11 protein-coding genes and 1 pseudogene are annotated in these 15,293 nt (G+C 68.9%); 1 reads left to right on the top strand and 11 read right to left on the bottom strand.

All coding sequences use genetic code 11. The features are described 5' to 3' along the window. Nucleotides 1-16: 16 nt before the first annotated feature. Nucleotides 17-349, top strand: a pseudogene (locus ACPXY0_RS01545) (inositol monophosphatase family protein); the annotation flags it as partial. On the opposite strand, the gene ACPXY0_RS01540 reads toward ACPXY0_RS01545, so the two are convergent. The 11 genes from ACPXY0_RS01540 to ACPXY0_RS01490 form a co-directional block, all read right to left on the bottom strand. Beyond that, on the bottom strand, nt 346-729 hold the full coding sequence (locus tag ACPXY0_RS01540; protein ID WP_423927811.1) for a hypothetical protein: 384 nt from the start codon (nt 727-729) through the stop codon (nt 346-348). The pseudogene ACPXY0_RS01545 and the gene ACPXY0_RS01540 overlap by 4 nt on opposite strands. Continuing rightward, nucleotides 726-1,286, bottom strand: a complete 561-nt coding sequence (locus ACPXY0_RS01535) for a hypothetical protein (RefSeq protein WP_423927809.1) — start codon at nt 1,284-1,286, stop codon at nt 726-728. Before ACPXY0_RS01535 ends, ACPXY0_RS01540 begins: the two co-directional genes overlap by 4 nt. Then, a complete protein-coding gene (locus ACPXY0_RS01530; protein ID WP_423927807.1) occupies nt 1,283-1,765 on the bottom strand; it encodes a hypothetical protein in 483 nt (160 codons plus the stop codon). Before ACPXY0_RS01530 ends, ACPXY0_RS01535 begins: the two co-directional genes overlap by 4 nt. 313 nt (nt 1,766-2,078) lie before the next feature. Beyond that, a complete protein-coding gene (locus ACPXY0_RS01525; protein WP_423927805.1) occupies nt 2,079-3,290 on the bottom strand; it encodes a DUF1611 domain-containing protein in 1,212 nt (403 codons plus the stop codon). After that, a complete protein-coding gene (locus ACPXY0_RS01520; RefSeq protein ID WP_423927803.1) occupies nt 3,287-4,147 on the bottom strand; it encodes a PspA/IM30 family protein in 861 nt (286 codons plus the stop codon). Before ACPXY0_RS01520 ends, ACPXY0_RS01525 begins: the two co-directional genes overlap by 4 nt. Nucleotides 4,148-4,158: 11 nt before the next feature. Beyond that, the gene (locus ACPXY0_RS01515) at nt 4,159-4,563 is read right to left on the bottom strand and encodes a hypothetical protein (protein ID WP_419934846.1); all 405 of its coding nucleotides are present in this window, start codon (nt 4,561-4,563) and stop codon (nt 4,159-4,161) included. Between the two features lie 48 nt (nt 4,564-4,611). Beyond that, nucleotides 4,612-4,866 carry a hypothetical protein gene (locus ACPXY0_RS01510; protein ID WP_423927801.1) on the bottom strand — a complete coding sequence of 85 codons (255 nt, stop codon included), beginning with the start codon at nt 4,864-4,866 and terminating at the stop codon, nt 4,612-4,614. A gap of 174 nt (nt 4,867-5,040) precedes the next feature. After that, on the bottom strand, nt 5,041-5,499 hold the full coding sequence (locus ACPXY0_RS01505) for a hypothetical protein (RefSeq protein ID WP_423927799.1): 459 nt from the start codon (nt 5,497-5,499) through the stop codon (nt 5,041-5,043). A gap of 166 nt (nt 5,500-5,665) precedes the next feature. Continuing rightward, nucleotides 5,666-9,055 carry an Ig-like domain-containing protein gene (locus tag ACPXY0_RS01500; RefSeq protein ID WP_423927797.1) on the bottom strand — a complete coding sequence of 1,130 codons (3,390 nt, stop codon included), beginning with the start codon at nt 9,053-9,055 and terminating at the stop codon, nt 5,666-5,668. Then, on the bottom strand, nt 9,049-10,227 hold the full coding sequence (locus ACPXY0_RS01495; RefSeq protein ID WP_423927795.1) for an Ig-like domain-containing protein: 1,179 nt from the start codon (nt 10,225-10,227) through the stop codon (nt 9,049-9,051). Before ACPXY0_RS01495 ends, ACPXY0_RS01500 begins: the two co-directional genes overlap by 7 nt. A gap of 136 nt (nt 10,228-10,363) precedes the next feature. Then, nucleotides 10,364-15,136, bottom strand: a complete 4,773-nt coding sequence (locus ACPXY0_RS01490; protein ID WP_423927793.1) for an Ig-like domain-containing protein — start codon at nt 15,134-15,136, stop codon at nt 10,364-10,366. Between the last annotated feature and the right edge of the window lie 157 nt (nt 15,137-15,293).

Raw genomic sequence — 15,293 nt, 5'->3', positions numbered from 1 at the left:
CGGTGCCGGCGAGGCGACGAGCGGCGTGCGGCGCGCCGGGGCCGCGGCGCTCGACCTGTGCGATCTGGCCTGCGGCCGCCTCGACGGCTTCTGGGAGCACTGGCTCATGCCGTGGGACGTGGCTGCGGGCGCGCTCATCGTGCGGGAGGCCGGCGGCACCTTCGGCCCCCTCCCCTCGTGCGACGATCCTGCGCTCGACGAGGCGATCCGGGGCGGAGAGGCGATCGCCCGCGCGTTCGCCGGCACGGGCGAACCGGCGCGCGGCGCGGGAGGCGGTTTCCTGGCCGGCAACAGACATCTCGATCTGACCCTGCACGACTTCTGGTCCGAGGCGATGCTGGATCTTTAGCCGCTCTGTTCGGGCCGTAACACGCCCTTGCACTCCGAAGCGAGGTTTTCTGCGACTTCCTTATGCAGCGGGGTGCCTCGTTCCGGCCAGCCTGTAATCTCACCGTGTCGCGGCGGGGTCTCATCGAGCGTGAACGTCAGGTCTGTGCCCTCGATATCCGACTCCGCAAAGTCGCCGCGTCCACGCATGGTTTGGTTCACACGGTCGAAGTATTCGTCGGCGTGGCCCCATATTCCTTGCTCATCCAACCCGTCGATTCGGAACACGGAAACCGCGCCAGACCTGTCCGGTCGAAAAAGCCGCCAAGTGGCGACGGTCTCACCGGCGACCGTCTTGAGCTCTCCCTTGTTGAAGGAGAGCCGGGTTATGGAGAGGCTCACGGTTGAGCGGAAAGCTCCTGCAAGATCCGCATGACCGTGGCCGGAAGCTCGCCCGCGAAGGGCTCCGTTCCAGAGTAGGAGTTGTCACCTACGAGCGCCGCGTAGCCGAGCTTTCTCTGTGAGTTGATCGTGAGGATAAGGACCCTTCGACGAGCGAACCGCCACTCCAGAAGCGCGTCGCCGGTATCGGGATCGAACGAGCAGTAAGGGTCGCCGAGATCATCGAGAGGGCACTGCTCCGCGACATCAAGGGCCAGAGGGATCGTCTCCGGATCAGTGGGTACCGCGTCATCGATCCAGCCTGGCTCCCCGCACTCGTCAAGCTCCTTCTGAAACCGCAGCCGAAGCATGAAACGTTGCAACCTGCCGGCCTGCTCAGTCGCATTGGATTGCACCGCGTCACGGCTGGCCTGCCAGGTTCGGATGGCCTGCCGTTCGCGCTGGCCGCGGTTCGCGGGGCGAGGGCTCCAGATCGCCACCGGGAAAGGTGGCGCACCAAACGGCGGCGCACCGGTCAAGGTGGACCTGCCGTCGTACTGAGCCAGGGCTGGCGTCATGACCACTCTCCTCGCGCACCGATCTTGTCGAACATCGTCCACGCCGTCACGACGGCGGACTGGATCGCCGTGTACCGCTCGTAGAAGCTCGCCCGCGAAATCTGATCATCCACCAACCGAGTCTCGAACATGATCTGGATCCTCTCGAATCCTCCGCCTTCCGCAGGCTTGACCGCGAACCGGGACGTCACTGCCCGTACAAGGAGCAACCGCAGCCGCAGGTCCAGAAGAAACACGGTGCGTGCTTTGCCTCCGATTGCTCCGCTGCCTTTTTCCTCCAGTGCCTCGCGTGACACCTCGACACCGGCCTGGAGAGAGAGTTGGGCAAAAGGCTCGCCCCGGAACGCGACAAGAGCAGCGTGCTCCGTCTCCGTGTCCGATAGCAGGAATCCCCACTCGTCAGGAGATTCCACATCCACCGGCTTCGCCGCGAACCCGAAGCCCTCAATCCACTCCCTCATCACATCGGGCGTCGGCACGGTTCCCCTTTCATGAGCCCCCTTCTCTATTGGGTGACACCCTGCACCTGTGGAGAGGTTCGCTGGGTTCCAAGCATCCAGTAAGGCGCGCAGCCGTTGAGGTTATGGAGCCCAAAACCCGGAGTGGACCCTCTGACACCACGAGTCTACGGGCGAGATCCGACGAGAAGCAACGGTTTCGCGTTTCAAAGGAGGCAGACAGCCTTCGAGTCACGCACATGATAAGGGAGCCCATCAACGGCGCCTCATCAGGTCGCTGGCAGGGCGAGGTGCCGCGGTGCGCGGGGGGGTGCGGCGCTCTGAGGGTGGCCAGTCAGGAGGGGCCGGCGGCGGCGTCCCGGGCCTCGATGATCGCGTCGGCCAGGGGGGCGGCGCCGAAGCGGATGGGGTCGGTGGCGGGGAGGCCGGTGACCTCGCGCGCGTGGCGGACGGCCGCGCGGGCCTCCTCCTCGGAGATGTCGTAGGTCGCGAGGGAGACGCCGATCACGCGGCCGGGGACGTCCGGACAGGCCCAGGCGAGGGCGCCCTCGTAGCGGCGGATGATCTCGTCGAGATCCGGAAGCTCGACCCAGCCGTGGTTGCCGCCGTAGATGCGCGGGCGGCTCGGCATCCAGGTGAGGATCATCGCCTGCGGCAGCGTGCCGTGCAGCAGGCCCAGCGTGACGCCGGAGTAGCCGGGGTGCATGAGCGACCCCTGGCCTTCGACGAGCACGATCTCCGCCCCGCCGCCGTCCGGGGCGCTCCCGCCGTCAGCGGCGGCTTCCAGCGTGAGACACTCGGCGGCGCCCGAGATGAAGTCCGAGACCACCGCGTCCACGGCGATGCCCCTGCCGGCGATGAGGATCCCCGTCTGGCCGGTGGCCGCGAAGGCCGCACGCACGCCGCGCGCGGCGAGCGCGCGCTGCAGTTCCAGCGAGACCGTCATCTTGCCGGTGTTGCAGTCGGTGCCGACGGTCAGCACCCGGAACGCCTCCGTCCGCATGGCGCGGCCCGTGCCCACCGGAAGGTCGTCCGGCGGCTTGCGGAGATCGAACAGGGTGCAGCCGCGCTGCTCGGCGAGCGCGGCCAGTTCCGGGTCGTCGCAGAAGAACAAGTGCAGGCCGCTGATGATGTCGAGCCCCGCCTCCAGCGCCGCCACGAGCACGGCCCGCCACGCGTCGGGCAGGCGTCCGCCCTGGGGCGCGATCCCGACGAGGAGCGCCTCCGGGCGCGGCTCGTGCGCGAGCGCCTCCTCGAACGTGGCCACGATGGGGATGTCGCCGCCGAAGCCGAGCGTCTCGCCCACGGTGCGCCCGGCGAAGCGGGATTCGATCACCGAGGTGACGCGCTCGGGCTGGTAGCGGACGGCGGAGGCGGCGGTCTTCGCCGTCTCGATGCCGAACGCGCCCTCGCTGAGGATGGTGATCCGCGAGGAGGAGAGGCGCTCCCGGGACGACAAGCGGCCGCGGGACGACGGGCGGCCCCGGGACGACGGGCGGCCCCGGGACGAGGAGGCGCGCTCCCCCTCGGAACCCGCTGCGCTCATGAGCCGCCGGCGCGCTCCATGTCACTCGCCCCGGCGTCGGCGTCGTTCCCGGCGTCGGCGTCGTTCCCGGCGTCGGCGTCGGCGTCCAGCAGATCGAGGAGTTCGGCCTCCGGGATCTCCTTGTCGGACTCGGAGCCGGCGCCGAGGGCCTTCACCTCTTCAGCCGGCTCGCCGGCGGCGAGGAGGCCCATGGAGGCCTTCATGGCGAGCAGCTTGTCCTCGACCGCCGCGTCGCCGCCGGCCTCGAGCGCCGCGAACTCGCCCAGCAGCGTGTCGCCGGTGAGTTCCTCGGTGACCTCGGCGCTCGCCAGGGCGCGGCGCTCCGCCTCCTCGATCTTCTCGGTCATCTGGTCGAAGGCGCGGAAGGCGCTCTTGTCCTGCAGCCCCTGCATCGTGTCGTGGATGCGCTTCTGGGCCTCGGCGCGCTTCTGCTTCGCGATGAGGAGGTTCTTCTTGCGCTTCGCCTCCTCGATCTTGGCGTTCAGCTGCCGCAGCGAGTCCTTGAGTTTGTCCGTCTCGGCGCGGTGCTTCCGCCACTGCTCCTCGAGTTCGCGCGCGTGCTGCGCGTGGTCCTGTCCGCGCACGAGCGCCTGCCGGGCCAGGTCGTCGCGGCCCTCGCGGATGGCGAGCCGAGCCCGGCGCTCCCACTCCGTCGCCTGGCCGCGCGTCTCCTCGAACTGGGCGCGCAGCTTGCGCTCGTCGGCGATCGCGACCGCCACCTCCTGCTTCGCCTGGGCGAGCTGGCGGCGCATGTCCTCGATGATCTGGATCAGCATCTTCTCGGGGTTTTCGGCCCGAGCGATGAGGTCGTTGATGTTCGATCGAACCAGGCGGGTGAGACGTTCCAGGACACCCATTTAGCTTGTCCTCAGTTGCTCGGAATGTCGGCGGTGAGGCTGTCCCAGTGGGAGGTCAGCGCGAGGGTGAGGCTCTCGAGCGTGGCGCGGAACTCGGAGAAATCGAGGTTCTCCAGCTCCAGCGTGTCGCTCAGGATGACCTCGTCGTTCTCGAGGCCGTAGGCCCCGTGGATGAGGTCCACCGCGTTCAGCTCCAGGAGCTTCCGGTAGAGCGCGAGCTGGTCCTCGTCGTCGATCGGAAGGGCCCGCACGTCGGCGCGGCATACGAGTACGGGCGGCTGGTAGTTGACCACGATTCCCGGCCGCTGCTCCGCGGACTCGCCCGTGGCGTGGACCAACCAAAGTCCTTCGTCGAGTTCCTCGAAGTCCGCTTCGGTGCGGATGAGGTAGCTCTCAATGTCTTCTCTGTTCAGCATCGATTCGGTTCCCGCAGTCGTGAATCGGGTCGCGCCCCCGGGCGCGTCTCAGCCTGTCTCATCCGCTGGCGGCGCGTCGCCTCGCGCGCCGGTCTCGAGGAGGCGGGTCATGAAGCGCTGCTCCTCCGTCAACCGGTCCACCTCGTGGGCAAGGAGCGCCACCTGCTCGCGCAGACGCTCGACCTCCCCGTCCGCGGCGGGTTCCACCTCGGGACGCGACGGGCGCGCCTCGAACCATTTCGAGGCCACCTCGCCGAACGTGATGAGCCCGACGATAATGATGATGAAGATGAAGACGCTCATCTGCCCTGTGTCCCCCCGGGACCGCCCGGGACCGGCCGCCATCGGCTGTCACGGACCTACGGGGCGGCCCGAACCGCAGTTTCCCGCGGACGGCCGCGAGAACCGCCGACGGCGGGCCATGATAACGCCCGGACACCCGCCACGGAACCCGCGCGGGGACGGAGCGGAGAGGGGCTACTCGGCGCCGGCGCCCGGGGTCTCTCTGGCGCGGATCAGGTCGGCGAGTTCCTGCATGCCGGCACGCATTTCCTCGCGGAGATCGTTGATGTCGCTGCGGACTTCCTCGCGCAGAACGTTAATGTCGCTGCGGACTTCCTCGCGCAGGTCCCGCATTTCCAGGCGCAACTCGCGCACCTCCGATTCGAGGCCGGAGACCCGCGCTTCGAGGCCGGAGAGCCGGCTAACGAGTTGAATCTGCGTGTCGTGGAGGGCGTTCGTCCGCTCCCAAAGAAGGGAGAAGGCTCCCGCCATGACCGTGAGCGCGATGGTGAGCGAGAGACCGAGGTTCCAGCGGGTGATGGTGATGCCGCCCGTCGTCCGGTCTCGGTCCGCGCGCGTAGTCGAGCCCGTGCCGGCGCCGGGTTTTCCGACAGCGGTTCGAGACTTCGCGGCATCTGTCTTCGACTTCGACATGGGCGATCCCTGGTGACGAGGTGAACCTAACCGATCGTCGTGGCGCGCGGAAACTTCGCCGCGCACCTCGCATCACAGGATCACAGCGCCTATCAAGACAGGTTCAACCGGCAGCCATGCTTCCGTCTCCGGACCCTCGAGCTGGCGGCAGGGGGGTCAGGTGGGGTCAGCGGGGCGGGATCACGCGCAGGACGCGGCCCTCGTCGTCCACGACCTGGATCGGCATCCGCAGGATGTCGTCGCCGAGGTAGATGATCTGGCCGGCCTCCGCCTGGACGGGGCGACCGGGGGGGATGTCGGGGAGCGAGATGCTGTACGGGTCGGCGAGGGCGGCGGCGACCGTGTAACCCAGGTCGGCCAGAGACTCAATGGTGATCGCGCTCAGGGGCTCCCTGCGGCTGAGGAATTGCGCGGGGCTCATCGCCTCGCCGCGGAAGATCGAGGCGCGCCAGTGGCCGTCCGGCCCGGGCTCCTCGTTATCGACGGGTACCTTGGCGCCCGTGTAGCTCGCGCCGCCGGCCGCATTGAAGGCCGCGATGGCAGCCGCGCCGGTGAAGTGCGTGTCGGCCCCGGGCGTGACGGACGAAGGGTCCGCGAGCAGACCGAAGTCGTCCCACAGGAGGCCGAAACCGAGGACGTGCGCCATCTCATGGATGGCCAGGTCGAGCAGCCCCGTTGTCGCGGGAATCCGGTCCATGTCCTTCGAGTCCAGGACCACGCTGCCGACGACCGGGAGGCCGTCGTTCGTACGGAGGGTGCACGGGCCCGCGTAGCCAAGGGATCCTCTGGGGCCATCGATGCTCTCGGCGGTGACCAGGATCAGCAGGTCGTCCACGGTGCCGATGGCCCCGGTCGTGGTCACACCGCCGCAGCTCACCCGGCGGTTGAAGTTCACGTCGCTCAGTTCGGTGTTCGCGAGGATCGACTCCCAGGTGGAGGCCGCCTCGCGGATCACGTCGCGCGCGGACGCCGACACCGAACTGGTGAAACCGAGCTGGATGTCGAACCCGGTCGGGGCGACGAAGGGCCTCACCGTGACGTCAAAGGCCTGCGCCGTGGAGAGGCCCGGGACGTCGGTGGCCGTCGCGGTCACCCGTGCCGTGCCCTCCGACGCGCCCTTGATCCAGATCGTGTCCGCGGTTGAATCGAGTTGTACCCGCGTCTCATCGGAGGAGGAGGCGGAGAAGGTGAGCGCGTCGCCGTCCGGATCCGAGAAGAAGCGGGACAGGAGCAGCATGTGATCTTCCCCCTCCTCCAGGTCCAAGTCGGGCAGCGTGGCGCTGATGCCGGGCGGGCGGTTCGGCGCCATCAGCACCGTCACCTCGAAGCTCTGCAACGTCTCGAGACCGGACGGGTCAGTAGCCCTCACCGTGATCGTGGCCGTACCCCGGGCCAGCGCCAGCACCGCGACGCTGTGCCCCGAGACGGTCGCCGTGGAAACGTCCGGATTCGAAGAGCGGGCAGCGAATGTCAGCGGGTCACCGTCGGGATCGCTGAAATACGGTGACGCGTCCACCGACCGACTCACCCCGGAGGCCAGCTCCAGGTCGGGGATCCGGCCCACGGTCACCGGCCCGCCGCCGGGCACCGTCACCTCGAACTCGAGCGTGGCCTCCAGCCCGTCCGGGTCCGAGGCCGTCACCGTGATCGTGGCCGTGCCCCGGGCCAGCGCCAGCACCGCCACGCTGTGCCCCGAGACGGTCGCCGTGGAAACGTCCGGATTCGAAGAGCGGGCAGCGAATGTCAGCGGGTCACCGTCGGGATCGCTGAAATACGGTGACGCGTCCACCGACCGACTCACCCCGGAGGCCAGCTCCAGGTCGGGGATCCGGCCCACGGTCACCGGCCCGCCGCCGGGCACCGTAACCTCGAAGCTCTGCAACGTCTCGAGACCGGACGGATCAGTAGCCCTCACCGTGATCGTGGCCGTGCCCCGGGCCAGCGCCAGCACCGCGACGCTGGCCCCCGAGACGGTCGCCGTGGCGACGTCCGGATTCGAAGAGCCCGCGGCGTATGTCAGCGGGTCACCGTCGGGATCGCTGAAATACGGTGACACGTCCACCGACCGACTCACCCCGGGGGCCAGCTCCAGATCGGGGATCCGGCCCACGGTCACCGGCCCGCCGCCGGGCACCGTAACCTCGAAGCTCTGCAACGTCTCGAGACCGGACGGATCAGTAGCCCTCACCGTGATCGTGGCCGTACCCCGGGCCAGCGCCAGCACCGCGACGCTGGCCCCCGAGACGGTCGCCGTGGCGACGTCCGGATTCGAAGAGCCCGCGGCGTATGTCAGCGGGTCACCGTCGGGATCGCTGAAATACGGTGACACGTCCACCGACCGACTCACCCCGGGGGCCAGCTCCAGATCGGGGATCCGGCCCACGGTCACCGGCCCGCCGCCGGGCACCGTAACCTCGAAGCTCTGCAACGTCTCGAGACCGGACGGATCAGTAGCCCTCACCGTGATCGTGGCCGCACCCCGGGCCAGCGCCAGCACCGCGACGCTGGCCCCCGAGACGGTCGCCGTGGCGACGTCCGGATTCGAAGAGCCCGCGGCGAATGTCAGCGGGTCACCGTCGGGATCGCTGAAGTACGGTGACACGTCCACCGACCGTCTCACGCCGGGGGCCAGCTCCAGGTCGGGGATCCGGCCCACGGTCACCGGCCCGCCGCCGGGCACCGTAACCTCGAACTCGAGCGTGGCCTCCAGTCCGTCCGGGTCCGAGGCCGTGACCGTGATCGTGGCCGTGCCCCGGGCCAGCGCCAGCACCGTCACATGGCTCCCTGATGCATCCGCCGCCGCCACGGCGGGATTCGACGACGCGGCACGGTACGTGAGCATATCCCCATCAGGATCGGAGAAGTGGGAGGACACGTCGAGCGTCCGCTCCTCGCCCCGCGCGAGTTCCATGTCCGGAATCGGATCGGTCGCTCGGGGCCGGCTGTTGGGCACGGCCGCCTCGAACTCGAGCGTGGCCCCCAGTCCGTCCGGATCCGACGCCGTCACCGTGATCGTGGCCGTGCCCCGGGACAACGCTCGTACCGTGACCTCGCTCCCGGAGGCAGCCACCGCGGCCACCGCGGCGTCGGACGACGCGGCACGGTACGTGGGCGCGTCCCCATCCGGATCCGTGAAACGGGAGGACACGTCCACCGTCGCCTCGTCCCCGGGGGACAGTTCCAGGTCGGGAAGCGTTCCGGAGGGCTCCGGCCCGCTGTTGGGCACCGTGACCTCGAACTCCAGCGTGGCCTCCAGGCCGTCCGGATCGACGGCCGTCACGGTAATCGTCGCCCTGCCTCGGGACAGCGCCCGTACCGTGACCTCGCTCCCGGAGGCATCCACCGCAGCCACGGCGGGGTCCGACGACGCGGCACGGTACGTGAGCGCGTCCCCATCCGGATCCGTGAAATGGGACGACACGTCTACCGTCGCCTCGTCCCCGGGGGACAGTTCCAGGTCCGGAAGCGTTCCGGAGGACTCCGGCCCGCTGTTGGGCACCGTGACCTCGAACCCGAGGCTCGCCTCCAGGCCGTCCGGATCCGACGCCGTCACCATGATCGTGGGGCCGCACCCCGGGCCAGCGCCCGTACCGTCACGTCGCTCCCGGAGGCATCCACCGCGGCCACGGCGGGGTCCGACGACTCGGCGCCGTAGGTGAGCGCGTCCCCGTCGGGATCCGCGAAGCGGGAAGCCACGTACACGGTGGCCGTGTCTCCCAGCCCCAGTTCCAGATCGGGAAGCGTTCCGGAGGCCTCCGGCCCGCTGTTGGGCACCGTGACCTCGAACCCAAGGCTTGCCTCGACGCCGCCCGGATCCGAGGCCGTGACCGTGATCGTGGCCGTGCCCCGCGACAGCGCCCGCACCCGTACGGCGCTCCCGGCGGTATCCGCCGCCGCGGACACAGCGGGGTCGGACGACGCGGCACTGTAGGTGAGCGCATCCCCATCCGGATCCGTGAAATGGGACGACACGTCTACCGTCGCCTCCCGCCCGAGCGCCAGTTCCAGGTCGGGAAGCGTTCCGGAGGGCTCCGGCCCGCTGTTGGGCACCGTGACCTCGAACTCCAGCGTGGCCTCCAGGCCGTCCGGATCGACGGCCGTCACGGTAATCGTCGCCCTGCCTCGGGACAGCGCCCGCACCGTCACCGCGCTACCGACCGGTGCCACCGCGGCCACGGCGGGGTCGGACGACGCGGCACCGTAGGTGAGCGCGTCCCCATCCGGATCCGTGAAGTGGGAGGACACGTCCACCGTCGCCTCGTCCCCAAGCGCCAGTTCCAGCTCCGGAAGCGGCGCGATCGTCCGCAGGCCCCGGTTCGGGACCGTTACCTCGAAGCGCTGGGACGCCTCGAGGCCGTCAGGGTCGGTGGCCGTCACCGTGATCGTCGCCGCACCCCGGGCGACCGCCGCCAGCGTCACCAGATCTATCGCGGCCGCGGCCGTCGCCACGCCCGGATTCGAGGAACCGGCGTCGTACGTCAGCGCATCCCCATCGGGATCGGTGAAGTAGGATGAAACCGTGAAGTGGAGTGAGTCCCCGACCGCGACCTCCTGGCCGGGAATCGCGCCGGCCGCCGCCGGCGGCCGGTTCGGGGGCGGGGGCGGGGGTGGAGGCCCTGGTTCCGGCCCGGTACCCGCCTCCGAGCAGGCCATCGCCCATGCGGCGGCGAGAGCCAGGAGCCCGCCGGCAACAATCCGGGCGGTCGAAGAGGATCCGCGTTCCGGCACGGTTGGCCCTCTCGGCTACCGAATGTAGCGGATTCCGTCAGAAGAGACTGCAAGGCACAAAAGAAAGGGCCCCGCGAACTCGCGGGGCCCTTTCCGTGCTACTCGGGAAACGGTGGCCTTCATGGCCAACCGATCATCAGCCTCCTCCGTTCCCGTCGCCCTTGTCGTTGTCCGTAACCGTGACCTCGAGCTGGCCGACGGAGACGTTGACGCCGCTGACGCCGCTCAGCGCAACGACCTGAGCAGTCGCCCCTCCGGCATCTGAAACGGCGACCTTGAACATCCCGTCCTCCTTGTCGGCGTCCTCGGGCACGGACACCGTCACGGTCACCGTTCCCGACGTCTGGTTACGGTCGATCGTCAGCGACCCGGACGCCACAACGGCATAGCCGAGGCTCTCGAGGGTTGGTGTCTCCTGGTCCTCGTCCTCTACCAGCGCCCAGCGGGCGGCCGGGATAACGAAGATGCCCGGCATCCCGCCGGCGGCCGTGGCCGTGATCGTCATCGTGACCTCGTCCGCGCCCTCGTCGACCGCGTCGATCGAGAGGGTGACATCCGGATCGGCGTCCACGATCGTGATCATGACGGGCTCGATCCGCGCCTCTTCAGTTTCCGGCGTCGCGCCGATCTGGATCAACTGGGGATCTTCGTCGGCGGTGTCGTCGTCAGCGGAGAGCCACGCGTAGGCCCGCGACCGGCCCGGCGTCGCAACCACCGAGTCCGGGGTGACCTCCGTGATGGCCCCCTCTGTCCCGGTGTACGGCGTCGCCACACCAGTCGCCGACACGGTCGCGGTCCTGAACGTATAGCCCGCATCCGACACACCGAGCATGACCGGGTCGGTGTTGGTATCCCCACCCTTGGGCGCTTGCACACGGATCGTGACCAGCCGTGCGGTCCCGGTGGCGAAGGGCGTGTTCTCCGTCACGGACGACGGTGTCGCCGTCAACCCGAAGTCGTCGTCGGCGGTCGTGACATTGACCGCGCCCGTCGCGCCGCTGTATCTCGGCTCGATCGACGTGGCGGAGGCCGTGATCACGGCCTCCTCCGAGACCACATTCCGGTCGTGGCCCGCCGTTACGGTGATGAACGTCGACGTCGTGGTGCCGCTCGCGATCGTGACCGAGGCGGGACTGACCTCCACGGTCGCCGGAGCGCTGAAGCTGACCGTCACGTCGCGTCTCGGCACCGAAGTCAGCTGGATCGCGAACTTGGCGTCGCCGCCCTCCGTCGGCGTCAACGGGTTGTCTTCGTCGATGACGCTCGTCGACAGGCTGTCGTCCATGTTGTTGTCTTCAACGACATGGACGGCACCGAGGCGGTGGACCGGGCCAGGCTTGCTCCAATTCACGGTGAACGACCCGACATCATACTCCGCCCGGTTCCCGGGACCGTCGCCCTCCTCATCCGTCGCGACATCCTCCGTGTAGAGGTAGAAGCAGAGAGCTTCCTCCAGGAACGGACCGGCACCGGAAATGTCGCCGGCGGACGGAGCCTTGACGGTGAAGGTCTCGTCGAACGTGACCGCCTTCGAACCGTCGTCCGACAGATCCCGCTTGTTCCCCGTCACGCGGCGCGCGGGAAGATTGAGCTCGTCGTCGGCACTCGTCGGGCAGACGCCAGCCGCCGGAGACCGGATGCTGAGTTCCGCCGCCTCGATGCCGTTCGCGTCGGAGATCGTTCCGCCCACGCTTACGATGACCGTCGTGGCGTGCGTATTGCCGATGTTCGACTGGCTCTTGCTGACCGCGAAGGTGGGTGCCTTGGTGTCCAGCGTGAAGCTGTAGTTGACCCGAGTCCTGTTCCCGGGACTGGAGTTGTCCTCCGAGAACGCGGTCACGCGGTAGGCACCGTCCTTCGTCAACCCCAAAACGCGGCCGACAAGGCTGGCTGCCGAGCCGCCGAACGCGCCCTTGTACGTAGCGCCGAGGTACCAGCGGGTGGCCCAGATGCCCGAACCGGATTCGCCCGTCGCCAGATCGGGATCTTCGGTCTCGAACGACAGTATTGAGGTACGCTTGAGGACCGCTGGCGCGTCGGGCTCCACGTCGGTCACGACCGGCGCGCCCTTGTCGACGCCGAAGTAGGCCGCCGTGCCGATGGGTGTGCCCGGAAGCGTGGCTTCGTTCCCGAGTCCGTCGGCGATCCCGGTCACCTCGGCCGTATAGCAGTTCAGGCCCTTGTCATCGGCGAAGTCCTTGGTGCGGTCCTCCTCGGGCAGCTCGGCCATGTTGCTGACCGCCTCCAGCCCCGCCGCCGGCATGAAGGCCGTGCTCTTGAGGCTGTCGCTGTTGGCCTCGAGGCCGCAGTCGCCCACCGCGATGGTCGCCCCTGCCTTGCCGACGCCGCCGTCCGTCAGGCCGCGTACGCTCAAGGCGCCGCTGTTGTAGTAGGTGGCCCCTACGGACGCCGCAGGCCTCGTGGCACTCGTCTTGACCAGGATCTCCCGCGGCGTGTCCTCGTCCGGATCATGTGTCCACGTGGGCGTCTTGAAGTCGAAGTAGAGCGGGCCGACCCTCGCCTCTTCCTCGCCCCTGAACTTCGACGTCACCAGCAGATCGCCATCGTCCTTGATGTCGCCGCTGTTGATGACCCAGTGCTCGTCCTTGCCGGCCCTGTCCTCCACGCCCGTGTTCTTGGCCGGGGCGACGTTCCAGGTGAACGCGCCCTTCTCCTTGGTGATGACCAGGGTCGCCCCCCGCGTCGAGTCCGCGACCGTCGAGTCGATGGCGGCCGCGTCCGGGCCGGTGAGCATCGTCGTCAGCGAGAGCTCGCCGACCGTCGTGCCGTCGTACGACACCGGGCAGGCGTGGAACGTGTTCTGGTTGCTGTCGTCGTCCTCGTCGACCGGACCGCCGTGGTAGGTGACGCCGGACACGACCGCGGACTTGCTGCCGGCGCTGTGTTCGACCATCACGAACCCGGAGTTCTTGAGCGTGATCGGCTGCGTGACGATCGCCTCGCGCGTCTCGCCATCAGCGGTCGTGACACGCGCGCCCAGAGTGTGATCGCCGTTGGCGTACAACGGCGCCAGCTGCGCACCGGCGCACTCGCCCATCACGGAGGCCGTCTTGAACAGGCACTCGACCTCGAGCTGGCCGCTGGCTGCCGCGATAAACCCGCCCTGGTCGCTGGAGGTGCCGCGGCAGTGGATCACCTCTTCGCCCAGCGTCAGCGCGATGCCGGCGATCGTGTCGTCGTTCGGCTGCACGTCGAGCAGCACGGTGACGTCGCCGGACACGTTCGTCGGATCCACCGCCGTGCTCCGGTCGGTGACGCTCCGCAGACCGAAGATCGCGACCGTCGCCGCCTTCCCGGAGGGATCGGAGACGGAGACGTTGAAGCCCTGCGAAGCCGACGCGGACCCATCGCTCGCCGTGACCGTCACGACGGCGCCGCCGACGGCAACGGCGGTGATCGTCGCGGTCGAACCTTCCATCGAGATGGTCGCGACCTCGGGGCTGGAACTCGAGCCGCTGTAGCTGAGTTCATCCCCATCGGCGTCGCTGAAGTAGCCCGCCACGTCGACCGTGGCCGTGCCGCCGAGGTTGATGCTGTGGGCGGGAATCGTGCCCACGGCCGTGGGCGCGCTGTTCGTGGGCGCCGCTTCGACGGCCACGCCGAAGCCCTGCACCGCCGAGGCCTCGCCGTCGCTCGCCGTCACGGTGATCACGGCACTGCCGGCGGCCACGCCGCTGATCGTCACCGTGGACCCATCGGCGGAGGCCGTGGCCACGTCGGCGTTCGAACTCGCGACCGTGTAGCTGAGTTCGTCGCCGTCGGCATCGCTGAAGTAGCCCGCCGCGTCAACGGTGACCGTTCCGCCCACACCAACGGAGTGGCTCGGAATGGTCCCGACGGCGCTGGGCGCGGAGTTCACCGGCGCCGCTTCGACGGTCACGCTGAAGCCCTGTGCAACCGTGGCCTCGCCGTCGCTCGCCGTCACGGTGATCACGGCCCGGCCACCGCCGACGCCGCTGATCGTGACCGTGGCCCCGTCGTTGGTGGCCGTGGCCACGTCGGCGTTCGAACTCGAAGCCATGTAGGTGAGTTCGTCGCCGTCCGCGTCGCTGAAGTACCCCGTCACGTCGACGTTGAGCGTCCCGCCGGCGGCCACGGTGTGGTCGGGAATCGTGCCCTGGGCGACCGGCGGGGTGTTCGAGCTGTCGCCGTCGCCGACCGTGACGCTGATGGTCTGCGAGGCGCTCGCACCGTCCGGATCGCTGGCCGTGACCGTCACGACGGCCATCCCATCGGCAACGCCGCTGATCGTCGTGACGGCGCCGTCCACCGAAGTGGTCGCCGCATCTTCGTTCGACGAGGCGGCGGCGTAGGTGAGATCGTCGCCGTCGGCATCGCTGAAGTAGGGTGCCAGGTTGACCTGGACCGCCCCGCCGACATCGACGCTGTACGCGGGAATCGTATTCACCGCGGTGGGCGGCCGGTTCCCGGCCACGCCGTCACCGACCGTCACGCTGACGTTCTGCGCGGCGGCCGCGCCGTCCGGGTCGCGTGCCGTGAAAGTCACGGCCGCGGTCCCGTCGGCCACGCCGGTGATCGTCGCCGACGAACCGTCCATGCTGACGGTCGCCGCGGCGTCGTTCGAGGACCCGGCGGAGAAGGTGAGCGCGTCGCCATCCGCGTCGCTGAAGTAGCCGGCCACGTCGAGCGAAGCGCTTGCACCCGCATCGACGGCGATGGCCGGAATCGAGCCGACGGCCACTGGCGCCCTGTTGGGCGGCGGCGGTGGCGGCGGCGGTGGTGGCGGCGGCGGTGGAAATACGATGGGTGGGGGGGGGGGCGGCGGCGGCGGCGGCTCCGGAGTGATCACCTCGACGGTGTCTCCGCAGGCACCGATGATCAGGGCGATAACCCCTGTCGTCAACAGGCCTTTCGTAACCTTCTTCATTCAGCTCCTCCTCGGGATGAATGTCCTCCGGGTCGTGACGCAATTTTCCCGGTCGCGCCAGAACGTACTACCGAGACACCACCCCAAACAAGGGGTACTGATCCCCTGATGCAAGGTGGACAGAATCCCCCGTAAACCGGGGGCTGGGCGAGGTTCC

It is taken from the genome of Candidatus Palauibacter sp. (assembly GCF_965237495.1).
Classification (GTDB): Bacteria; Gemmatimonadota; Gemmatimonadetes; order Palauibacterales; family Palauibacteraceae; genus Palauibacter.
This window is presented reverse-complemented; position numbering and strand designations above follow the sequence as displayed.